At 38.2% G+C, this 22,652-nt stretch carries 16 protein-coding genes and 1 tRNA gene; 2 read left to right on the top strand and 15 right to left on the bottom strand.

What is annotated here, in order from left to right; translation table 11 throughout:
- Positions 1-120: 120 nt before the first annotated feature.
- Positions 121-843 (top strand): hypothetical protein, encoded by a 723-nt coding sequence (locus J3495_RS01250; RefSeq protein ID WP_210664743.1) that lies wholly within the window; start codon positions 121-123, stop codon positions 841-843.
- A 141-nt stretch (positions 844-984) separates the two neighbouring features.
- Here J3495_RS01250 and J3495_RS01245 read toward each other — a convergent pair whose 3' ends face one another.
- From J3495_RS01245 to J3495_RS01210, 8 genes are all read right to left on the bottom strand, one after another.
- Positions 985-1,836, bottom strand: a complete 852-nt coding sequence (locus J3495_RS01245) for a porin family protein (protein ID WP_210664742.1) — start codon at positions 1,834-1,836, stop codon at positions 985-987.
- 49 nt (positions 1,837-1,885) lie between these two features.
- A complete protein-coding gene (locus J3495_RS01240; protein WP_210664741.1) occupies positions 1,886-8,737 on the bottom strand; it encodes a T9SS type A sorting domain-containing protein in 6,852 nt (2,283 codons plus the stop codon).
- Between the two features lie 15 nt (positions 8,738-8,752).
- Positions 8,753-9,691, bottom strand: coding sequence for a formyltransferase family protein (locus J3495_RS01235; protein WP_210664740.1), 939 nt, complete (start codon positions 9,689-9,691; stop codon positions 8,753-8,755).
- Positions 9,688-10,818 carry an ABC transporter substrate-binding protein gene (locus J3495_RS01230; protein ID WP_210664739.1) on the bottom strand — a complete coding sequence of 377 codons (1,131 nt, stop codon included), beginning with the start codon at positions 10,816-10,818 and terminating at the stop codon, positions 9,688-9,690. Before J3495_RS01230 ends, J3495_RS01235 begins: the two co-directional genes overlap by 4 nt.
- Positions 10,819-10,887: 69 nt before the next feature.
- Positions 10,888-11,424, bottom strand: coding sequence for a phage tail protein (locus tag J3495_RS01225; protein WP_210664738.1), 537 nt, complete (start codon positions 11,422-11,424; stop codon positions 10,888-10,890).
- A 17-nt stretch (positions 11,425-11,441) separates the two neighbouring features.
- Positions 11,442-11,981, bottom strand: a complete 540-nt coding sequence (locus J3495_RS01220) for a phage tail protein (RefSeq protein WP_210664737.1) — start codon at positions 11,979-11,981, stop codon at positions 11,442-11,444.
- Between the two features lie 40 nt (positions 11,982-12,021).
- The gene (locus J3495_RS01215) at positions 12,022-12,561 is read right to left on the bottom strand and encodes a phage tail protein (protein WP_210664736.1); all 540 of its coding nucleotides are present in this window, start codon (positions 12,559-12,561) and stop codon (positions 12,022-12,024) included.
- 704 nt (positions 12,562-13,265) lie between these two features.
- Positions 13,266-14,087, bottom strand: a complete 822-nt coding sequence (locus tag J3495_RS01210) for a phospholipase A (protein WP_210664735.1) — start codon at positions 14,085-14,087, stop codon at positions 13,266-13,268.
- 321 nt (positions 14,088-14,408) lie between these two features.
- On the opposite strand from J3495_RS01210, the gene J3495_RS01205 reads away from it, so the two are divergent.
- Positions 14,409-15,947 carry a SulP family inorganic anion transporter gene (locus J3495_RS01205; RefSeq protein WP_210664734.1) on the top strand — a complete coding sequence of 513 codons (1,539 nt, stop codon included), beginning with the start codon at positions 14,409-14,411 and terminating at the stop codon, positions 15,945-15,947.
- A 26-nt stretch (positions 15,948-15,973) separates the two neighbouring features.
- Here the strand turns inward: J3495_RS01205 and J3495_RS01200 are convergent, their stop codons facing one another.
- The 7 genes from J3495_RS01200 to ftsA form a co-directional block, all read right to left on the bottom strand.
- Positions 15,974-17,029: a serine hydrolase domain-containing protein gene (locus J3495_RS01200; protein ID WP_210664733.1), complete on the bottom strand. Its 1,056-nt coding sequence runs from the start codon at positions 17,027-17,029 to the stop codon at positions 15,974-15,976.
- Positions 17,030-17,275: 246 nt separating this feature from the next.
- Positions 17,276-17,758: a hypothetical protein gene (locus tag J3495_RS01195; RefSeq protein WP_210664732.1), complete on the bottom strand. Its 483-nt coding sequence runs from the start codon at positions 17,756-17,758 to the stop codon at positions 17,276-17,278.
- Entirely contained in the window at positions 17,749-18,162 is a 414-nt protein-coding gene (locus J3495_RS01190) for a hypothetical protein (RefSeq protein ID WP_210664731.1), read from the bottom strand. Before J3495_RS01190 ends, J3495_RS01195 begins: the two co-directional genes overlap by 10 nt.
- Before the next feature lie 236 nt (positions 18,163-18,398).
- Positions 18,399-18,472, bottom strand: a tRNA-Arg gene (locus J3495_RS01185).
- A gap of 66 nt (positions 18,473-18,538) precedes the next feature.
- Complete coding sequence (locus J3495_RS01180; RefSeq protein WP_210664730.1) at positions 18,539-18,988, bottom strand: GatB/YqeY domain-containing protein; 450 nt, start codon at positions 18,986-18,988, stop codon at positions 18,539-18,541.
- Between the two features lie 184 nt (positions 18,989-19,172).
- On the bottom strand, positions 19,173-21,149 hold the full coding sequence (gene ftsZ / locus J3495_RS01175) for a cell division protein FtsZ (RefSeq protein ID WP_210664729.1): 1,977 nt from the start codon (positions 21,147-21,149) through the stop codon (positions 19,173-19,175).
- Positions 21,150-21,234: 85 nt separating this feature from the next.
- Entirely contained in the window at positions 21,235-22,647 is a 1,413-nt protein-coding gene (ftsA, locus tag J3495_RS01170; RefSeq protein ID WP_210664728.1) for a cell division protein FtsA, read from the bottom strand.
- Positions 22,648-22,652: the final 5 nt, after the last annotated feature.

The raw sequence follows: 22,652 nt of genomic DNA, 5'->3' as shown, positions 1-22,652 counted from the left end.
TACCTTCTTTTACAAAGTCAAATCAAATACATGTGCATAGTGTAGGAATTATCGTTTTAATTCGTATTTTCGTTTTCGGTACTTTACCCTTATTTTATTATCAACCAAAACCTACCGAACATGATAGACCAACACGAAATAGTTGATCCTGATGATATTGATATTTTTTCGTACAGAAGCATCAGGCGCGCCATTGGTTACTTGGCGATTAGCTTGCCGATACTTTTGCTGAGTTTGTCTTTTATTGCTTTTTTTGATACTGAACCGCAGCACTCAATTAGTCATTACTATTATACCAATCTAAGGGAAATCTTTACCGGAACTTTATGTGCCGTAGGTTTGTTCCTGATACGCTACAGAGGGCACGATAATGCTTCGTTCTGGAAAAACGACAAGCAAATAACCAATATTGCGGGCATTATGGCTTTGGGTGTGGCGTTTTTTCCGACTACTCCAGATTGCCCTTCGCAAAAAATATACACGCTTATACCCTACAATGCCAACTGGCTCGGAGGATTGCATTATGGTTTTGCAGCCGTCTTGTTTTTGATACTGGCTTTACTGGCGATTAATGTTTTTACGATAGGTCAGAACAACCAGGCCAATGTCCCGAAGAGCATGATTGACGAAAATAATATTTATCGCTTTTGCGGGTATTCGATATTGGTGTTTATAGCTGCTATTCCGTTTAAGTTGTTTGATTATGCTACCTTGGTTTTTGAGGCGCTTTCGCTATTTGTTTTCGGTATTGCCTGGCTCGTAAAAGGCCGTGCTTTAGGACAAGTGCTGAAAAAAGAATTGTACCGTGAGAACGTTACCTCAGAAAGGGTATTTGAAGAATAATTTTTAAACAAAAAGAAACGTACTAGCTCTAAACAGATATAAACCGTCATCAAAAAAAGCGGCTATTACACGAATTGTGCAATAGCCGCTTTACTTTTTTAGCGTTTGTATTTTTGTATTGAATCGTACGCTTGGAATGTCTTAACGAAAGGCAAATCTAAGTTTCAAACCATACGAAACCAATCGCACGTCGTTGGCATACGAAGACGAAAGTACCGTATTGTAATCTAACTGCACAGGCTGTTCTGCATTATACTGCACCAGATTTTTGTCGCTGGCTTTGTCATAGATATTGTTCAGTCCGTAGTCTAAATAGAGTCCGATATAAACCGAATTACGGTCGCCCAAGCTTTGCTTTAAACCAGTCTCGAAAGTAGCCGAATACGCTACCTCGGTCGTGAGGTCTTGCTTGGCTGTTTTAAAATTATTGGTACTTGCAAAACCGGCAAACGCTGGACTAAACAACTCGACATTGTATTGCGGATAGTAACCGCTTGTCGTAAGGTTTGACATGGTTGTTTCGTAAGTGCCAGTTGTTGCAAAACCTACTTTGGCACCTGCAGCAAGATATAATTGGGTAGTTCCCGGAGTTTCAAACTGAATTCCGATAGGGATATTGACATACCCTAACTTTTGATCCTCTCTAAAATTGGTTCCTTTGTATCTAAACTGAAACGATTCGTTTTCGTCATCAACGGCGTTGTACTGCCCGTTGATTGCTCCAAATTTTGAAGTAGAACGGTACGTTTGGTATTCTACACCCAGATTAATACTTATGGTTTCGGATAAGTAATAAGCGTAACGAAGTCCGGCATTAAAGCCATTTCCGTTTACGATTTCTCCAGGTGTATTATACTGTAGAAAAGAAAACGGACCCCCAACGGCAATAGAAAACTCTTGCTTTTTATCCTGAGCATAACTGTTCAGGGAAGTTCCTAAAAGTACCGTAATCATTGATATTGATGCTATATAGTGTATTATATATTTTTTCATCTTACTTTTTATTATGCCAGTACTGCTCAAAAAGCAGTACTGGCAGATTTTATTTATTAACAATTACTTTTAGTGTTTTGCTGATGTTGGCAGTTTCAATAACAACCATGTACATACTACCTCCAGTTGCAGGTACTTCTATCTCTGTTTTTACACTAGACGATTGTACCGTTTTAATCCATTGGCCTGACACAGAATAAATACTTATTTGCATGTTCTCTAATTCTGATTCAGGGAAATCTGCTTCTACAGTAATCATTTTCCCTGCCTGAACTGGGTTAGGATAAAGTTTGGCACCAACTGATTTTTGCAACGTGATTTTTGTAGCACACGTTTGCAGCACTTTTCCGTCTTTAGTCGTCATTTTTACACTATAATCTGCAGTAGGATCCAATGTATTGCCCATATCCTCTCCGGCAGAATAGTATTGTCCTGTTCCTACTAACTGTCCGTTTTTAAACCATTGGTAAGCCACAAATTGGTAACCACCATTGGTTTGAGGATTGTTATTGACAAGAAGCACGTTATTAAATTTCTGCTTTACAATATCAAAGAAGCCAAACGGTTTTTCGACAGTCAAAGTATAGTTTGCAGTTGCTGATCCGTCCTGAGAAGTAACCGCTACATTTTGCGTATAAATTCCCGGTTTAGGAGGCGTAATCGTAAAATTAGCTGATGGCGTAATCGTTGCGCCCGTTTGGTTTACAATCGCAATATCCACATTGGTTTCTCCGCATTCCATTACATACGTTAAACTCGTTGCAGGATTTACATACGTTTGATCACCAATTGTAATTTGCATTACAGATACATCATTATTCTTGATCACAAGAACTTGCGAAACATCTGGTGCCGGAAGATAATTAGCATTACCATCCTGATGCGCCGTAATTGTTATTTGACCCGATGTTAACATCGTAACCAAACCACTTGTAGAAACAGTAGCAGCCGGTGAAGCCGAAGTATAAGTGTACGTATAACGTACTGGCAAACCTGAATTAGAAGTAGCATTTAAATTAAAAGTATTGGCTACTCCAAGAGTTCTATCTGCTAGAGGCCCGAAAGTAATTTGTTGTGCTGCTTTATTGATCGTAAGATTTGCAGTAAGTGTAATTGGGCTACAATTTGGTGTGCTCACAGACGGAGATACAGTTGCCGTAAGGGTATAAACACCCACGTTTGTAGCGCCATTTGCTGTACCTGTTGCAGGAGTTGTGGTATAATTTACGCTAGCTCCGGCAGGAAGGTTGGCTACTTGTACTGTGTGAATAGTTCCATCATAAGTACGGGTAGCATTTCCAAAAGTAACCTGATCTAAAGGAGAAGCAACAATATTGATCGTTTGATTTTGTGTGGTTACATTTCCGTTTCCATCATTATAACTCCAAGTAATTACATAAGTACCTACAGCGTTATAATTTAAAGGACTAACAGTGGTAGCCGATATACTTCCGACACAATTATCAGTGGCAGTAGGAACAGGAATTTCTGTTGATACAATACCGCAAGAGCTTGTAATCGCTGGTAGATTGGTTACATCCGGCACTGGTGCTGTTGTATCCGGAGTCGTTATTATTGTTACTGATTTTGTTACCTGACATCCGTTAGCATCAGTAATGATAACCGTATAAGTACCTGCTGCCAAACCTGTTGCTGTAGCCGAAGTGCCACCAGACGGAGACCATGCATACGTGTAAGTACCCGTTCCTCCTGTTGCAAGAGCAGTAGCAGATCCGTTAGTTTCTCCAGGACATGTTACATTAACTTGTGTTGTTGTAGCATCCAAAATTGAAGGCTCAGTAATAACAATATTTTGAGTCGTAATACAGCCGTTAGCATCTGTAACCGTTACGGTATACGTTCCTGCACTCAATCCTGTGGCTGTAGCAGCAGTTCCTCCTGTTGGAGACCATGCATAGGTGTAAGCACTTGTTCCTCCTGATACGCTTACAGTAGCAGATCCATTGCTTCCTCCAAAACAACTTACATTGGTTTGTGAAGCTATGGTAGTCGTAAGAACATTAGGTTCTGTTAAAACAAAACTTTGAGTAGCCGTACAACCGTTTGCATCTGTAACCGTTACGGTATACGTTCCTGCTGATAATCCTGAGGCTGTAGCAGCAGTTCCTCCTGATGGAGACCATGCATACGCATAAGCACTTGTTCCTCCTGATACGCTTACAGTAGCAGATCCGTTACTTCCTCCAAAACAACTTACATTGGTTTGTGAAGCAGGCGTTGCTACAAGAGCAGATGGTTGAGTCACGGTAAAACTTTGAGTGGCAGTACAACCGTTGGCATCGGTAACCGTTACGGTATACGTTCCCGCAATCAATCCTGTTACAGATGTAGTTCCGTCACCTGTTGGTGTTCCCGGACTCCAATCGTACGTATATCCACCGGCACCGCCTGTTGGAGTATTGATAGCAGCTGCACCAGTTGAACCTCCATTACAAGCGATATTCGTTTGTGAAGCAGGCGTTACTGAAAGAGCAGCTGGTTGCGTGATCGTAAAACTTTGAGTAGTGATACACGAGTTTGCATCGGTAACCGTTACGGTATACGTTCCTGCAGTCAATCCTGAAGCTGTAGCTGCCGTTCCTCCTGATGGAGACCATGCATACGTATAAGCACCTGAACCTCCTGATACACTTACAGTAGCAGATCCGTTGCTTCCTCCAAAACAACTTACATTGGTTTGTGAAGCAGGTGTTACAACCAGAACAGGTGGTTCTGTGATCGTAAAACTTTGAGTAGTGATACATGAGTTAGCATCTGTAACCGTTACGTTATACGTTCCTGCAATCAATCCTGAAGCTGTAGCAGCAGTTCCTCCTGATGGAGACCATGCATACGTATACCCACTTGTTCCTCCTGATACACTTACAGTAGCAGATCCGTTACTTCCTCCAAAACAACTTACATTGGTTTGTGAAGCTGGCGTTACAGCTAGAGCTGATGGTTGGGTCACGGTAAAACTTTGAGTAGCGGTACAACCGTTAGCATCAGTAACCGTTACGGTATACGTTCCTGCAATCAATCCTGAAGCTGTAGCAGCAGTTCCTCCTGATGGAGACCATGCATACGTATATGCACTTGTTCCTCCTGATACACTTACAGTAGCAGATCCGTTACTCCCTCCAAAACAACTTACATTGGTTTGTGAAGCAGGCGTTGCTACAAGAGCAGATGGTTGAGTCACGGTAAAACTTTGAGTAGCGGTACAGCCATTGGCATCGGTAACCGTTACGGTATACGTTCCTGCAATCAATCCTGTTACAGATGTAGTTCCGTCACCTGTTGGTGTTCCCGGACTCCAATCGTACGTATATCCACCGGCACCGCCTGTTGGTGTATTGATAGCAGCGGCACCAGTTGAACCTCCATTACAAGCGATATTCGTTTGTGAAGCAGGCGTTACTGAAAGAGCAGCTGGTTGCGTGATCGTAAAACTTTGAGTAGTGGTACAACCGTTAGCATCGGTTACCGTTACGGTATACGTTCCTGCAGTCAATCCTGAAGCTGTAGCAGCAGTTCCTCCTGATGGAGACCATGCATACGTATACCCACTTGTTCCTCCTGATACGCTTACAGTAGCAGATCCGTTACTTCCTCCAAAACAACTTACATTGGTTTGTGAAGCTGGCGTTACAGCTAGAGCTGATGGTTGGGTCACGGTAAAACTTTGAGTAGCGGTACAACCGTTAGCATCAGTAACCGTTACGGTATACGTTCCTGCAATCAATCCTGAAGCTGTAGCAGCAGTTCCTCCTGATGGAGACCATGCATACGTATAAGCACTTGTTCCTCCTGATACGCTTACAGTAGCAGATCCGTTACTTCCTCCAAAACAACTTACATTGGTTTGTGAAGCTGGTGTTACGGCTAAAGCAGCTGGCTGAGTCACCGTAAAACTTTGAGTAGCGGTACAACCGTTGGCATCAGTAACCGTTACGGTATACGTTCCAGCATTCAATCCTGTTACAGATGTAGTTCCGTCACCTGTTGGTGTTCCCGGAGTCCAATCGTACGTATATCCTCCCGCACCGCCTGTTGGAGTATTAATAGCAGCTGCACCAGTTGAACCTCCATTACAAGCGATATTGGTTTGTGATGCAGGCGTTACTGAAATAGCAGGTGATTGTGTCACCGTAAAATTTTGCGTTCTGGTACAACCATTAGCATCGGTCACTGTACATGTCCAAGTTCCTGCTGTTAAACCTGTAACAGAAGTAGTTCCGTCACCTGTTGGTGTTCCCGGAGTCCAATCGTACGTATATCCTCCAGCACCGCCTGTTGGTGTATTGATAGCAGCTGCACCATTTGATCCTCCAAAACAAGATACATTGGTTTGTGAAGCAGGTGTTACTGTAATAGCAGGTGTTTGTGTCACTGTAAAATTTTGTGTTCTGGTACATCCGTTAGCATCGGTCACAGTACATGTCCAAGTTCCTGCTGTCAAGCCAGTAACAGAAGTAGTTCCGTCACCCGTTGGGTTACCCGGCGTCCAGTTGTAGGTATAACCACCTGCTCCTCCTGTTGGAGTATTGATAGCAGCAGCCCCATTTGATCCTCCAAAACAACTTACATTAGTTTGTGACGCAGGCGTTACTGTAATAGCAGGTGGTTGGGTCACAGTAAAATTTTGTGTTCTGGTACAACCATTGGCATCAGTCACAGTACATGTCCAAGTTCCTGCAGTTAAGCCAGTCACTGATGTAGTTCCGTCACCTGTTGGGTTCCCCGGTGTCCAGTTATAGGTATAACCACCAGCTCCTCCTGTTGGAGTATTGATAGCAGCAGCCCCATTTGATCCTCCAAAACAACTTACATTAGTTTGTGACGCAGGCGTTACTGTAATAGCAGGTGGTTGGGTCACGGTAAAATTTTGTGTTCTGGTACAACCATTAGCATCGGTCACAGTACATGTCCAAGTTCCTGCTGTTAAGCCAGTAACAGAAGTAGTTCCGTCACCTGTTGGAGTTCCAGGAGTCCAGTCGTATGTGTATCCACCAGTTCCTCCTGTTGGGGTATTGATAGCTGCAGCCCCATTTGAACCTCCAAAGCAAGATACATTGGTTTGCGAAGCAGGTGTTACTGTTATAACAGGTGGTTGCGTTACTGTAAAACTTTGAGTAGTAGTACAACTGTTAGCATCGGTCACAGTACATGTCCAGGTTCCTGCTGTCAAGCCAGTAACAGAAGTAGTTCCGTCACCCGTTGGGTTGCCCGGTGTCCAGTTGTAGGTATAACCACCAGCTCCTCCTGTTGGAGTATTGATAGCCGCGGCACCATTTGAACCTCCAAAACAACTTACATTGGTTTGTGTAGCGGGCGTTACCGAAAGAGCTGTTGGTTGCGTAATGGTAAAACTTTGAGTAGCGGTACATGAGTTAGCATCCGTTACAGTTACGGTATACGTTCCTTGGCTAAGTCCTGTGGCTGTAGCACCAGTTCCTCCAGACGGAGACCATGAATAGGTATAACTTGGTGTACCCCCTGTTGGAGCAACTGTAGCTGTACCATTTGAACCTCCAAAACAAGATACATTGGTTTGTGAAGCAGGCGTTGCTGTAAGAACATTTACAGGTTCTGTAATGATAACTGTGTGTGTTGTAGTACAGGCAATATTGTCTGTAACTGTAACTGTATACGTTTGTGCACTAAGACCACTAGCACTTGATGCTGTACCCCCAGAAGGAGACCATGAATAGGTATAAGGTGCTATCCCGCCAGAAGCCGATAGGATTGCAGAACCATTACTGCCTCCCTTACAGGAAACATTGGTTTGAGAAGTTGTAGTAACAATTGTATTAGAAACTGTTAGTGTTCCTGCATTTGAAGTAGCAGAACCTGCACCTGTAGCAACACAACGATATAAATAACCACTCATTCCAGCAGTTGCTGCTGTTATAGTTAAAGTTGCAGTAGTAGCACCTGAATAAGGCGCACCATTTGAAATATTTGTAAATCCGCTACCTGTATTTACCTGCCATTGGTAGCCAGTAGCATCAGTTGCTGAAATTGAAAAGGTAGTATTACTCCCAACACAAATTGTTCTGTTGGGCGGGTTGGCTGTAATGGTTGGCGCTACACCTAAAAAGGCAGCGCCTGAAGGCATTGAAAGCGCTGGAGTAGTATTTGAAAGTGTCCAGTTTGCCTGATTCATTACACCAGCTCTTATTCCGGCTGCGTTAGCAAATGGTGCTCCCGTTCCATTAAATTTACCTGATGTACCTAAAACATTTCCTGCTAAGGTTCCTGTGTAAAAAGAGCTCGTTCCTCCTACCAGACCTACAGGTATTACAGAAGAGTTTGGTCCGTCGGCGCAAGCCAAATCGTCCCAGCTTGCCTGAGAAGTCCCGGCACCAGAGCTACAATAAAAATAATGCAGCCCCGAGATAAAAGTTACACCGCCACTCTCAGGAATACCCGTACCACCCTGAAAAGCGATAACCTGATCTCCTACAGTCGATAAAGATAATCCGTTTGCAGGAGTACCCTCTCTTAAAGTAACCGTTCCGTTTGTAGTTAATGCAGCGGTATTTGGATCATAAGTAGAGGCCGTAAGACCTTTTATCATAATTTCTGTACCAACTGGAATAGCTGTTCCTGATGTCCAAGTAACGGTAGCTTCTGTAGAGAGGGCTGTTTGCCATACACCAGCACCAAAATAACCACGGTCAGTAAAATTAATTACTGTCCCCGCCGAAATATTGGTAAGAAGCACAAAGGAATAGACATCTCCCGCAGCGGGACTCGGATTGGAATCGTATCCAGTGAAGATAATATCTCCAGCTGACAGAGTCGTTTGAGAGTTAACAATGTAACTCTGTAAAAATATCCCCAGAAACAAGGCGATATTTATAAAATTCTTAATTTGAGCGTAAAAATGTTTCATAGTTAAATAGTTAAATTATAAAGAGGCAAACTGCTCGCCATTTTTTATACCAAAAGCGAGCAACTTGTACCCACTCATAAAACCTTCATCTGTATAAACAGTATTTATACGAAGCTGTGTATTATTGTAACATTGTATAATTAATCCCTTGTTTTCATTTATTTCTAAAATGGTCCCCGGGGAATGTGAATGTTCTGTAACATTTTTAGTAGGAGACACTTCAAGAATACGCATGTTCCATCCGCTCCATTGGGCGTAAGCGCCTTTATTCCAAGGATTACAGGCGTTTACTAATGCTTGTATTGATTTTGCATCCTGAGTTTCCCATCGAATACATACATCGCCTGCAGCTGCTTTTTTATAGTAATTTGCGTCTGTCTCGTCTTGAGGCACTCCCTTAAAATTGGTTTGCAACAGTGCTACTACTTCGGGCACCATTTGCGCTCCCAGATAAGATAAGCTAGTGCAAAGCATTCCGTGAGTGACATTAGCAGCTATTGGCAGCACACGTTTTAGCACTATATTACCGGTATCAATCTCTTTTTCAATCGTATGAACAGTAATTCCAGTTTCTTGCTTTTGTTGACGAATCGATTCAAAAACAGGATCACAACCACGCATTTCAGGTAAAAGTCCGTAATGAAAATTATAAAACAGGTTAGGATATTGTTCTATAATTTTTTCGGATAATTTCCAAGGAAACGTCATTGTAAAAACATACTTGATCTCACTGCTTTCAAGTAATCCCTGTAACTGATTTTCTACTTTTTCTTTTTCAAGCAATATTAAATTGACCCCTGTTTGACTTGCAAAAGCCGAACAAAAAGCCAGTACCTCATCGTTACCAACAGGTACTCCAATGGTGTGCAATTTATTCAGTCCATACAAGGTTTGCATCGCAGGAAAAGCCATGCGGTTATTACACAAAATAACGATGTCGCGTTGCATGCTCATGATTCGAGACAAGCATAGGCATTAAACCATGAGTTGGACGTTACATTCTGAACCGCCAGAATATGATATTGCAAACGGCTGCGTTCTTCGTCTAGATTTTCGGCTTCTGTGATATGCTCTAACTGACAGTTGCCTGTTTCTTTGTTTTTTGCAACTGTCGCGTAATAAATAGGCGCTGTAGAAAAACCTGTATCAGGATTCATATAGACTTTCCCCCTTGGCGAGTTGATTGTAACAGCGTCTAATGATTTTTCATTTGCAACTTCTATAAACAGAGCAGCTTCCCAGCCTAAAAGCGAGAATATATTGGCTTTGTTTTTTCGGATATTCTCCATGGTTGCAACAAAATCTTTATTTTCTTCGCTAACAATTTTTAATGACCAAGGAATAGAAGAACTCCAATCATATCCCGGATGAGGTATCTTACTTAGCCAAAATTCTTCTGCTGTAAAACCGCTTCCGTAAATTTTACTGGATATAATACTCTTAAATTTAGATGATTCTCTAAAAAAATCTTCTGCCATATCTCCGCAAAAAGAAGTCAAAAGGGCCGCATCTTTGTTTCCTTCAAGATAACCCGCCAATGGTTCCAAACTAAAATCTGAACGCTTCAAAGGCGTAATATGATTGTATGTGATAGATCCTCCTTTATCTTCAACTGAAGTTGAATAGGTATAAGGAGGACGATAACCTGCATCGTAAAAAGAACAGGTAAAAGCAAAATCCTTTAGCCCTTCTTCTGCTGCTTTACGAACAATCGCACGGGAACACAGATTACCTTCTAAAGAAATAAAATGAGCGTGTGATAATTTTTGTTGAAAGTTTGGAAAATGATAACCACTATCTAAGACGATCAGTAACTTTCCAGAATTTTCAAAAAGAGGATGAATAAATTCTGCTGTAATAGGATTTATATAAGCAATAATTATATCTGTATTATTGAGTAATAATTGTTCGCAGCAAATATAAATTTCTTCATTTTTGCCTGCCACACCTATATTCGATGATACGATTTCATGTTTGCCTTCTACTCCTAATTTTTTTAGAGAAGATTTAAAACCATCCATAATATCAAAAGCCATTGAAGGATAGATTACGGAACGCGTTAAGAGTAAAGCTATTTTCATAAACAATAATTAAAGATGTTTTATAACAAGGCAAATAACCCATTGGAAACATCCAATGGGTACATAAAATTAGTTTCTTGAAGGAAAAATTCCCATCAGGCATATTATATAATTCATCCCTAAATACGGCTGCTGAACTGGTATTGGCTGATTGCCTCCATTAATACCGATGGTAATCGATGCATTGATAGGTCTTAAAGACGTATCAGGTGTTTTTGTAGAATATAGGCCCGCTAAAGCCGCCAAACTATTTCCTGACGGAGATCCGTTATCTCCCTCATCTGAATAAGCCAATATGGTATAAGAACCAGTTCCCACATGTGTATGCGATGGCAAGTTTGCAATAGTTGCCGTTATATTATTAGATCCTGAAATTTGACCCAATTGATATTGATTGACAGTTCCTACGCCTGTACCCATAGGAACACGACCTCGCAAATCCGGCAGTGCAAATGTTTGTATACCATTGCCTCCGTAGGTTGTTCCTAAAAGACTAAATAAGGCTTGGTTTGTATTTATAGCAAGTAGTTGCCCTGCGCAAAAGGCCCAATATTTAGGCTCGAAATTGGGAGCAAATAAGCGAATTTCTGACATTGTTCCTTCCATGATTGATAGTTTTTAGGTTAGTTTCTAGTTGGAAAAATACCCTCAACGCAAATAATATAATTTGCAGATGTATAAGGTTGTATAATACTAAATGGGATTCCCTGACCAGCAGCTGCCAGATTTACAGTTGAAGTTTCAGGTTTTAGACTGGTATCTGCTGTCTCGGTAGAGTAAGCTCCAGTTAAGCCAGCTAACTCGGCATTGGTTGGAGAACCTGCTGTATCTGCCAGACTATAAGCCGGAATTGAAACGGTACCGGTTCCCATGTGGGTGTGTGCGGGCATTTGATTACTGGACATTACAGCAGTTTCTGCACCCCCAACCTGACCCAATATCATTTGCGGAAGTCCTGGTCCTTGACCTGTACCAACCGGAATGCGGCTGCGAAGATCAGGAACATTAAATGTTTGTACTCCGTCGCCCCCATAAGTAGTGCCAATTAGGGCATAAAGAGCTTCATTACCTGAAATGCTTAACGTACTGCCATCGCAAAATGACCAAGCCAATGGCGCAAAATTCCCTGCAAAAATGCGGATTTCTCCTATAGTTCCTTCCATAATAATCTTTTAAAGTTTATGATAAATTTGTATGTGTCTACTACTGGCGAGACGGAAATATTCCAAACATGCAAATAATGTAATTCAAACCAAGTGAAGGTTGGTTAAGAGTTAGTGGCTGGCTACTTCCTGCAATACTAACTGCCACACTAAAAGGCGCAGCTTTCATTGCTGTATCCCCTGCAATAGTACTATACATAGCAGCTTTTGCCGCTAAAACATTTCCGGTTGGGGAATTTGAATCTCCCTCATCTGAATAAGCCGGAATTGTAACATTACTTGTACAAACGTGAGTATGCGAAGGAAGCTGAGCATTGGTTAGCGTTACATTGTTTACCCCCGATTTTTGGCCTAAAGCATAATAAGACAGACCCGGTCCCTGACCTGTTCCTAAAGCGGTACGCCCTCTAAGATCGGGTAAAGCAAATGTGTTTTGCCCATCACCACCATAATTAGTTCCTAAAATAGAAAAGAGAGCAGTATTGCTTCTTATTTGAATGAGTGACCCATCGCAATACGACCAATCTCTAGGTGTAAATGTTGCTGCGAAAAGACGAATTTCTCCTATAGTTCCTTCCATAATTTATTCTTTAAATATTAATATTCAATTATTCAAAAGGTAGTTTTGTCACCTTATTTTACTTTCTATATTGTGACAGATTTTCAACACAAGACCAAATTACTTTAAATAAACGGTTCGAAACCAAGGGTATTTACCTGTTTTTAAATGATGTGTTAAAAAAATTCTTTCATTTGGTTTATAAAGTTGCTTACTTCTTCCTGCATTTAGAACTAAAAATACAGATCTAATTGCTCGTGACGGAATAATATGTCACAGAATGGCTTTTTCTTGTCATGAGATTATTCTTTAAAATAATTAAACATGAATAAATAGCGCTTTTACTTTTTGCTGCCTGTTTTTCTTTTGATGAAATAATTATTCTATTTGAATAAAAAGGAAAAATAATTGACGTAAATCGGGAAGTAGTAATTCTTGATTAAGGATATTGTAGTTGGCTAAAAATTATTGAGATCGAAACATTCATATTTCTGAAAAAGCATACAGGAGGAATAATTGATAAAAGTCGATGCAACTTTCAACAATAAAAAAAGGTTTTATACATCGTTTTACAACTTAGTTGCAATTGGATGGATAAAACCTTAGAAGGATTTAAAAAAAATCAGTAAAAAAAATAGCTCTTAAACAGCTTTTACTACATTGTGTGTATAAGTATTCTACAAAGGCGCAAAGCAGAAATTCATACAAGAAAATTCGAACGTAATCTAAAAAATACTCATGTTTTCAGGCTTGATCACAAATCCCAAACGCAACATGCTCGTGTGTTTGTTGTAATCAATCAGGCTTTCTGTGTAGCCCACAAACCATTGTAGCGTGAGATAATAATTCTGATTTTGGTAAGGCTTCCAGTTGACCTGTGTTTGCAAAGACCCATAATTAAGAAGCCCGCTTCCTTTTCTGAAAACAATATCTGCACTCCACCGTCCCGGAGTGATCTGATAAGTGGCACTTGCTTCGCCATACCCCACATATTTGGTAAGATCTGGATTGTCCTCCTTATCAACGATCGGAATCCATCCTCTCAAACCCACTGTCCATCGAGGCGAAAGCTGTGATTTTAGTGAAAAAGCAAGCATATTCCATGTTTTGGAATAAATAGAATCCCTACCGTTTGATTCGTGTTCAAACGAAATCGTTCCATACGTGAGTCTTCCGCCTTTTATATAAAATGGACGGACAATGGCAATACCTGGATTAAAATTAATTTCTGAAAATGGTTTTGAACTTGCATAAATATCCCAAAACGCTTCTTGAGTATACATTATATAAGGGAAAAAACCACCCAATAAAGGCTTTGAACTCAATCGCTGCTTAAAACTTACCTGATATTTTACATCAGCAGACTGGCGATTAATATCTGTATTAAGGGGAACCCCTGTTAGAAAATAATTGTCTTTATGAACAGAAAAACTAGCTTCTGTAAGTAAAGAATCTGCCGCTCTAAAATTTTTGTCATGTTCTAAAAACTGTGAATTTGCTGTGATTGAAAACAAAACACAAAAAATAAATAGGTATTTGAAATACATTTTTACGATTTAAATGAAAGCTTTTTGTAGCTTTTATACTAAGATACGTTATTTTAATGAATAAAAGATCTTAATGACTTCCTATTCGAGATTTCTGAATATTAAAAACGCCCGATAATTGGTTTGCATAAATGTCTTTTTAAATCTATTTTTGTAATACTCATGGAAAATATTACAATTACATACTTCATTAAAGTTACCCCGCCTTGATTTAAGCCTTTTGAATTGACAGGCAAAGCCTAAAAAATAGTACCGATATTATCTGTATGTTTTTCTGTTTCTAATAATGAACAGAGAAACATTACACCATAAACATATATTATGAAAAAAGTTTACAATCTATTCGACTTTTCACAACAAGTCAATTATAAAAATGAAATTCTAGCCGGTTTAACCGTAGCTATGACCATGATACCCGAATCTCTTTCTTTTGCTATTTTAGCAGGTTTTCCTCCTTTAATGGGATTATATGCCGCTTTTATCGCGGGACTGATTACAGCCGTTTTTGGCGGAAGACCCGGAATGGTTTCAGGTGGCGCGGGTGCCACTGTTGTAGTGCTAATCGCCTTGATGAAATCTAACGGACTTGAATATGTATTGGCAGCAGTCTCCCTAGCCGGAGTTTTTCAAATTTTATTAGGAGTTTTCAAATTGGGTAAATTTATCCGATTGGTACCGCAACCGGTAATGTATGGGTTTGTAAATGGTTTGGCTGTTATCATTTTCATGTCGCAGCTGGAACAGTTTAAAACGCTCATCAATGGCGAAATCGTTTGGCTTCAGGGCAATAGTCTTTACATTATGCTGGGATTGGTTGCCTTAACCATCGCTATTGTGTTTCTATTTCCTAAAATCACAAAAGCGATTCCTTCCTCATTAGTTGCCATCATCGTGATCTTTGTTTTGGTTTTGGTATTCAATATCCATACAAAAACTGTTCAGGATATTGCTTCTGTTCAAGGTGGTTTTCCTCCATTTCACATTCCACAAATTCCTTTAAATTTTGAAACTATAAAAATTATTATGCCTTACTCGCTAATAGTTGCGGCAGTTGGTCTAACCGAAGGTCTGCTGACATTAAACTTAGTAGATGAGATCACGGGTACACGCGGTAACGGCAATAGAGAATGTATTGCTCAAGGCGCCTCAAATATTACTAACGGATTCTTTTTTGGTATGGGAGGATGTCCTATGATTGCACAGACTTTGGTAAATCTTTCGGCAGGATCAAGAGCAAGACTGTCAGGAATTATAGCCGCCATTACCATTCTTCTAATTATTCTCTTCGGAGCACCGTTAATCGGAAAATTGCCAATGGCAGCATTAGTTGGTGTCATGATAATGGTCGCTTTCGGAACATTTGAATGGGCCAGCTTTAACATTATCAATAAAATGCCAAAGCACGATATTTTCGTCGGAATATTGGTGGCAGTAATCACTGTTCTGCTACATAATTTGGCTTTAGCTGTTCTTGTTGGAGTAATCATTTCGGCGCTTGTTTTTGCCTGGGAAAGTGCTAAACGCATTCGTGCAAGAACTTATATCGATGATAACGGAATTAAACATTACGAAATCTACGGACCTCTCTTCTTCGGATCAGTAATGAATTTTATGGGAAAATTTAATATTGAAGAGGATCCACAACACATTATAATAGACTTCAAAGAAAGCCGTGTCAGCGACATGTCGGCTATCGATTCTTTGAATAATCTAACAAGAAAATACAGTCAGGCCGGTAAAACAGTTGAATTAAAACACCTCAGTGCCGACTGCAGAGAACTCCTTAGAAATGCCGAGGCGGTAATAGATGTAAGCATAATCGAAGATCCTAATTACAGAGTAGCGGTGGATAAACGATAAAGAATCTATATTTTGACAGATATAGCTTATTTCAAAAGCTTACTTTCTTTAATAATTTTTCTAATTTCCTGTTCAAAATAATAAGCAATATCAAAATTTTCGTTCGCCTGATTTTCCATAACAATAACGCTGGTTTTAGTTTTTGGATAATAAAGATTGACCGATGTAAATCCTTCACTCGGATGAAAACCTGTATGTCCAATTTCCATAATACTGTCTTTATCATTTATTCGCAATCCATACCCATAACCAATAGGTTTATCACTAAAAAGTTGGTGTGTGTTAGTTATAGAATAAGTGGTCATCATTTTATAAGTATCCGGTTTTAATAACTTTCCCGTATGCAAACATTCGTTCCATTTTGCTAAATCGGGAGCTGAAACTATTAAATGACTGCCAAAATAATTATGAATGTCAAAATTTAATTGCTCGTTAAATTTAATAATTCCGTCTTTTTTTATAGTGTGCCCTTTTGTTAAAAACTTATTATTTATATCATTAGGGTAATAGCTATTGGTCATTTTACATTTTTCAAATAAGGCAGTTACTAACTCTTGAAAACTTTTATTACTTTGCTTTTCCAGAACTTGTCCTGCTACATAATAGCCAACATTGGAATAACGAAAAGCGGTTCCTGGTGCAAATTTTAAAGGTTTGTCAATATCTTCACTATCCAAGCCAGAGGTATTGTTGAGTAATTGATGAACAGTAATGGTGTCTGCCCAAGAATATTTAAAATCTGGCAAATATTTACGAATGGGTGTTTGTAAATTAATCGTCCCTTTTTCTACTTCTTGTAAAATAAGTGTCGCCGTAAATTGTTTGGCAATTGACATTGTCGAAAATCTATCAGAAGTTTTTAATATCGTTTTTTTATTGAAATTAGAATAACCGTATGCTTTTGCATATTTTATTTTTCCGTTTTGTTGAATAAAAACAACTCCATTAAAACTTCTTGGGGTTGTTACTTGAATCAAGCTGTCTATTTTTGTTTGATAGTCGTCTTTTATTTGTGAGAAAGAGTTGTGTGAAATAAATAAAATCGAAATGGCAATACAGGTTAGTTTAAAATAATATTTCATTTATGTATTAAAAATTATTAAGATGAATGTTTTTTTTTCGATAAAGACGATCGGATATAATAGTGTCATTTACCAGCATTTCTTTGTCAAAGAATCATTTGAATATTACAATTCTTATTCTATTTTGTGGCTTTAATTTGAATTTTAATTTTTAACGAATATAAGAATTATCTCAAATAAAAATCATTTCTATTTTTAAGTAAATACACACATTTAATAAGTATTTCATTTAGAGCTTTTAGCTTTTTAATCAGGATCTATAGTTATTCCTATTCTAACTGAATATTTCATTGCTATTTCGGTAAGCTTAATTGTTTTAGTAATCTGATTCTGGGTTTCCTCTTTTAGGTTACTGTAAAAATCACTCTGCACAATTTTATTTAAAAAATCATTTAATAAGTATGGATTTATTGTATTTTCCCATGAAGATAAAAACACCCTGCGGTCTTCAGGATTTGATTTTTGATAATAAAAATTAAAAGGGAATTTTTCTATATCTTTTTCTCCATATAATTGTTTTAACTCAACACTCTCATTTGTTATTAGGTCATGAAATTCCCAAGACAATTCAAAGAGATAATTATTATTTTTATATAGCTCATCATTATTATTCCAGTAAAAATCGTCACCGGGAATGATAAAATCTGCAATTGATTTTATATCTTCTAAATCATTTTTAAAAACATAAAATTCTTTTTGTGGTAATTGTAAATTAAGTGTTACTGGCATAAAATTCGATTTAAATCAATTAGATCTTTTTTTCTTTTTAAAAGTTTTTTATTCGTTATAATGTCTGCTATATTTAAATAGTTTACATCGTTATTATTAACAACTATAGTTCCTTTATTCTCAAAACTCTCCTTAAAAAGCAGACCATTCATTTGCGATATCAATTCTATCTTGCAATTATTCTTCACAATTTTAATATAAAAATTGTCTTCTATAAATGTATCAGATATAATTCCTGATTTTTGTAATTTTTCTATATTTTTCTTTTCGTTTTCAATCCAAATATCTAGATCATTAGGAAGTCTTTTAAATCCATTAAATAAGATTGCCCATCCACCAACCACTAAGTAATTGATAGAATGATTGGATAAATTTTCGATAATTTCAACATGTTCTTTTCTCATACGAATATTGATAGCATGCAAACTAAAAAGCAGAGTCGAAGTTACGGATTATAGTATCTTCATCATAATTTATAAAACAATAAATTATGATGAAGAAATCGAATACCCATGATAGGATTCGAAACAAAATCAATTTCAAATATTGGCTCCACAAAAAGCAAACAAATTACAAAATAACTTTCAAACCATAAAAAAAGCCTGAGAACATGGGTTCTCAAGCTTTTGCTAATTATTTGTGACCGCGGAGGGGTTCGAACCCCCAACCCTCAGAGCCGAAATCTGATATTCTATCCAGTTGAACTACGCGGTCAGTTTATTGTAAATTTATGATTTTAGAATTCAGATTTGAATTAAATCTGAATTCTAAAAGCTTTTTTTATACAAGTAATTTCTTAACGATTGTAGAAATGGTTTTTCCTTCGGCAGTTCCACCCAACTGTGCAGACGCCAATCCCATTACTTTACCCATAGATGCTATTCCAGAAGCTCCTGTTTCTGCAATAATTTTTGCAATTACAGCTTCTACTTCAGCTTCGCTTAATTGTGCTGGCAAAAACTTCTCAATTACCGCAATTTGTGCTAATTCTGGTTCTGCCAAATCAGGACGATTTTGTTCTGTAAAAATCCTAGCACTTTCTTTACGGGTTTTTACAAGTCTTTGCAATAATTTTATTTCGTCATCCCCTGTAAGTTCTTCTTTAGAACCTGATGCAGTTGCTGCCAATAACATTTCAGATTTGATTGCTCTTAATGCTTCCAATGCTACGGTATCTTTTGCTCTCATGGCGTTTTTAATTTCGTCCATGATTTGTATTTGTAAACTCATCTTTATTTTTATTTTAATAAGCCAGGCTTATATATTAATAGTTTTTTTGAATATTCTATAAAAATTGAAATTCTTTTATTTCTTCATTAGAAAGTCAAATTCTGAAATTCTGTGCGAAGATAAAAAAAATAACCCGAAAATTAAATCCAATTTTCGGGCTATCTCTATTTTGATGAAAGTAAAATTAATCTACATTGTCGTGCAAAAATGAATTATTTGAACGTAATTGCAAATCGTTATTACTATCTGTCCCTACTGAAATTCTAGAATTAGTTGGCCCTGACTGCGAATTAGATAAATCAATGCCTAATCTTTTGTAAGCAGGCTCTTTTTCGAGCTCATCAATTCTGGAAACATTATTATGAAATTTATAATTAAATTCCTTTAGCTTCTTTCTTCTTTCTTCAGCTCTTAATCGCAAAGTTTCTTCAATGGTCAATTCCATCGGAGAAATATTTTCAGATGCGTTAGAAGTAACTTCCTGAGCAAAATCAATTTTTGGTTTAAGCGTGATATTAAGTTCTGCCGGAATTACCTCTTCAATAGGTTTTTCAACCGGTTTCGAAGCGATCAGATCGTTCTCTACTTCCATGTACTCTTCTAAAGAATATTTAATTATTCCGTTTTCAGAAAGTTCTGTAACCGGAACAAACTGTACAGGATCGTGCACTTTTATATTACGCGTTTCGTTTGTTAATTCGAATAAAATTTTATTTTCTTCCTCAACAACAGGCTGTTTTTTTACTTCTGGCTCTTGTCTGAAAAGTGGTAAATCAAAAGAAAAAGTAGTTTGTTCTTCTCTTTCCATAAATCGATGTTGCACTGGTTTCACCTCTTCTACTTTGGTTGTTTCGGCAGCTGAAATGGTAAAATCGATATCGGTGATTGGCGAAACAATTTCAAAAGTTACATCCAGATTTTTAATAAATTCAGACATCACCACTAACTCCTCCTGATTGATCACTGGAGCAACAGCAATCGGAGTAGGTATTGTAGGAGCAACCGGATCTTCCATTAAATCAAAAACAATTTTCTCATCTGATTTAGCAGTAGTTGACTCCGCATTTAGATCAAAAGAAGTTAGTGTTTTATTGGTTAGATTATGAACACTTCTTTGCTCATCTTCTAAGGTATGTATGATTTTTTTAGGTTCTGTATTTACAATCTCGTTTTGTTGTTCGACATCAAAACCTGTTGCAATAATGGTTACAGCAATAGCATCACCAAGGGTATCGTCTTCACCAACCCCCATGATAATATTAGCATTAAAACCAGCTTCTGCCTGAATGTGATCATTGATTTCTCCGATTTCATCCAAGGTAATTTCGTTTGATCCAGAAACGATAAGCAACAATACGTTTTTGGCTCCTGTAATTTTATTATCATTTAATAACGGAGAATCCAACGCCGATACAATGGCTTCTTTTGCTCTGTTTTCACCAGCCGCAACAGAAGAACCCATAATCGCAGTTCCGCTATTAGACAATACGGTTTTGGCATCACGTAAATCGATATTTTGCGTATAGTGATGCGTTATAACTTCGGCAATACCTCTTGATGCGGTTGCCAAAACTTCGTCGGCTTTCGAGAATCCTGCTTTAAAACCAAGATTTCCGTAAACTTCTCTTAATTTATTATTGTTAATTACAATTAGAGAATCTACTTGCTTACGCAACTTCTCGATTCCTAAAAGTGCTTGCTCCTGACGCACTTTTCCTTCAAACTGAAAAGGGATCGTAACGATACCCACTGTCAGAATCTCTCTTTCTTTGGCTAATTGAGCAATAACCGGAGCAGCACCTGTTCCTGTTCCGCCACCCATACCGGCAGTAATAAAAACCATTTTGGTATTGCGATCCAACATTTTTTCGATATCGGCAATACTTTCAATAGCAGATTGCTGTCCTACATCTGGATTTGCACCAGCGCCAAGACCTTCTGTTAAATTAACCCCTAATTGAATCTTATTCGGAACGGCACTGTTTTGAAGTGCTTGCGAGTCTGTATTACAAACGATAAAATCTACCCCTTTAATACCTTGCTTAAACATGTGGTTGATAGCGTTACTACCACCTCCACCTACACCTATAACTTTTATAACATTTGATTGGTTTTTTGGTAAATCAAATGAAATGCTTCCAAATTCTGAGTTGCTCATCATGTTTTGGTTTTGAAATTCTTATTTAATACATTTTTTACTTCTTGACTTGGGGCAAAAAGTAATCCTTTTCTTTTTTTATTCTAATTTATTCTGCGTTGTCTAAAAAATCTTTGATTTTATCGACATATCGATCAAAAAATGATCTTCTTATTTTGGTCTCCGTAGATTCTTCTTTAACCACATTATTTCTAATTTCTCGTGGCGTTTCTTCGATAATTTCTACTCTTTCAACGTAATTTTCTTCTACTTCGTATCGTTGTTGCTGCACGGGTGGCGCATTTCTGTACACCACTTTTGTCTGCTCATTTACAACTTGCATTTGCACAGCACTTTGTGTACTATTTTCGATACTATTCATTACTAGACCAACTGCAGTTGCAAACAAAGGACTTGAGATTTCTTCACTAGAATTACCCGCCAGATGCTCGTTTGGATATCCAATTCTAGTGTCCATCCCCGTAATGTACTCTACCAATTGCTTAATATGCTTTAGTTGAGCGCCGCCACCTGTAAGTACAATTCCAGCAATCAATTTTTTGCGCGGATCTTCATGTCCGTATGCTTTTATTTCTGCAAAAACCTGTTCTATAATTTCAACCACACGAGCGTGAATGATTTTAGATAAGTTTTTAAGCGAAATTTCCTTAGGTTCTCTGCCTCTTAGACCCGGAATAGAAACGATCTCATTATCTTTATTTTCTCCCGGCCATGCAGATCCGAATTTTATTTTTAAAAGCTCTGCTTGTTTTTCGATAATAGAACAACCCTCTTTAATATCCTCTGTAATAACATTTCCTCCGAAAGGAATTACAGCGGTATGACGAATAATTCCGTCCTTAAAAATGGCTAAATCTGTTGTTCCTCCACCGATATCAATTAGCGCTACACCTGCTTCTTTTTCTTCCTGACTTAAAACTGCATCAGCCGAAGCTAAAGGTTCTAATGTTAAACCCGACAATTCGATTCCTGAGCTCTGAATACATCTTCCGACATTTCTGATAGAAGAAGCCTGACCTACTACGACATGAAAACTAGATTCCAATCTTCCGCCATACATACCAATTGGCTCTTTTATTTCAGATTGACCATCAATTTTAAATTCTTGTGGCAAAACATGAATAATTTCTTCTCCCGGTAACATGGCTAATTTGTTTACCTGATCAATCAAAAGTTGAATATCATTTTCGCCAATTACCTCTTCAGGATTGCTCCTGCTGATGTAATCTGTATGCTGAATACTTCTGATGTGCTGTCCGGCAATACCCACAACGACATCTTTTATTTTGTAACCTGAATTATTTTCTGCTTCAAGTATCGCTTGTTGAATTGACTGAATAGTTTGCGTAATGTTGTTTACAACTCCTCTGGCAACACCCAAACTTTTGGATTTTCCAATTCCTAAAATTTCCAACTTACCATACTCATTCTTCTTGCCTATCATGGCAACTATTTTGGTTGTTCCAATATCTAGACCTACTGCAATGTTATCTTTTCCCATTTTCT

This window comes from Flavobacterium geliluteum, from assembly GCF_017948595.1.
Lineage (GTDB): Bacteria > Bacteroidota > Bacteroidia > Flavobacteriales > Flavobacteriaceae > Flavobacterium > Flavobacterium flavipigmentatum.
This window is presented reverse-complemented; position numbering and strand designations above follow the sequence as displayed.

Excerpts from the sequence above, each read along its gene's own strand:
- J3495_RS01250 (WP_210664743.1), top strand. The coding sequence starts at position 121 with ATGATAGACCAACACGAAATAGTTGATCCTGATGATATTGATATTTTT.
- J3495_RS01245 (WP_210664742.1), bottom strand. The coding sequence starts at position 1,836 with ATGAAAAAATATATAATACACTATATAGCATCAATATCAATGATTACG.
- J3495_RS01240 (WP_210664741.1), bottom strand. The coding sequence starts at position 8,737 with ATGAAACATTTTTACGCTCAAATTAAGAATTTTATAAATATCGCCTTG.
- J3495_RS01235 (WP_210664740.1), bottom strand. The coding sequence starts at position 9,691 with ATGAGCATGCAACGCGACATCGTTATTTTGTGTAATAACCGCATGGCT.
- J3495_RS01230 (WP_210664739.1), bottom strand. The coding sequence starts at position 10,818 with ATGAAAATAGCTTTACTCTTAACGCGTTCCGTAATCTATCCTTCAATG.
- J3495_RS01225 (WP_210664738.1), bottom strand. The coding sequence starts at position 11,424 with ATGGAAGGAACAATGTCAGAAATTCGCTTATTTGCTCCCAATTTCGAG.
- J3495_RS01220 (WP_210664737.1), bottom strand. The coding sequence starts at position 11,981 with ATGGAAGGAACTATAGGAGAAATCCGCATTTTTGCAGGGAATTTTGCG.
- J3495_RS01215 (WP_210664736.1), bottom strand. The coding sequence starts at position 12,561 with ATGGAAGGAACTATAGGAGAAATTCGTCTTTTCGCAGCAACATTTACA.
- J3495_RS01210 (WP_210664735.1), bottom strand. The coding sequence starts at position 14,087 with ATGTATTTCAAATACCTATTTATTTTTTGTGTTTTGTTTTCAATCACA.
- J3495_RS01205 (WP_210664734.1), top strand. The coding sequence starts at position 14,409 with ATGAAAAAAGTTTACAATCTATTCGACTTTTCACAACAAGTCAATTAT.
- J3495_RS01200 (WP_210664733.1), bottom strand. The coding sequence starts at position 17,029 with ATGAAATATTATTTTAAACTAACCTGTATTGCCATTTCGATTTTATTT.
- J3495_RS01195 (WP_210664732.1), bottom strand. The coding sequence starts at position 17,758 with ATGCCAGTAACACTTAATTTACAATTACCACAAAAAGAATTTTATGTT.
- J3495_RS01190 (WP_210664731.1), bottom strand. The coding sequence starts at position 18,162 with ATGAGAAAAGAACATGTTGAAATTATCGAAAATTTATCCAATCATTCT.
- J3495_RS01180 (WP_210664730.1), bottom strand. The coding sequence starts at position 18,988 with ATGAGTTTACAAATACAAATCATGGACGAAATTAAAAACGCCATGAGA.
- ftsZ (WP_210664729.1), bottom strand. The coding sequence starts at position 21,149 with ATGATGAGCAACTCAGAATTTGGAAGCATTTCATTTGATTTACCAAAA.
- ftsA (WP_210664728.1), bottom strand. The coding sequence starts at position 22,647 with ATGGGAAAAGATAACATTGCAGTAGGTCTAGATATTGGAACAACCAAA.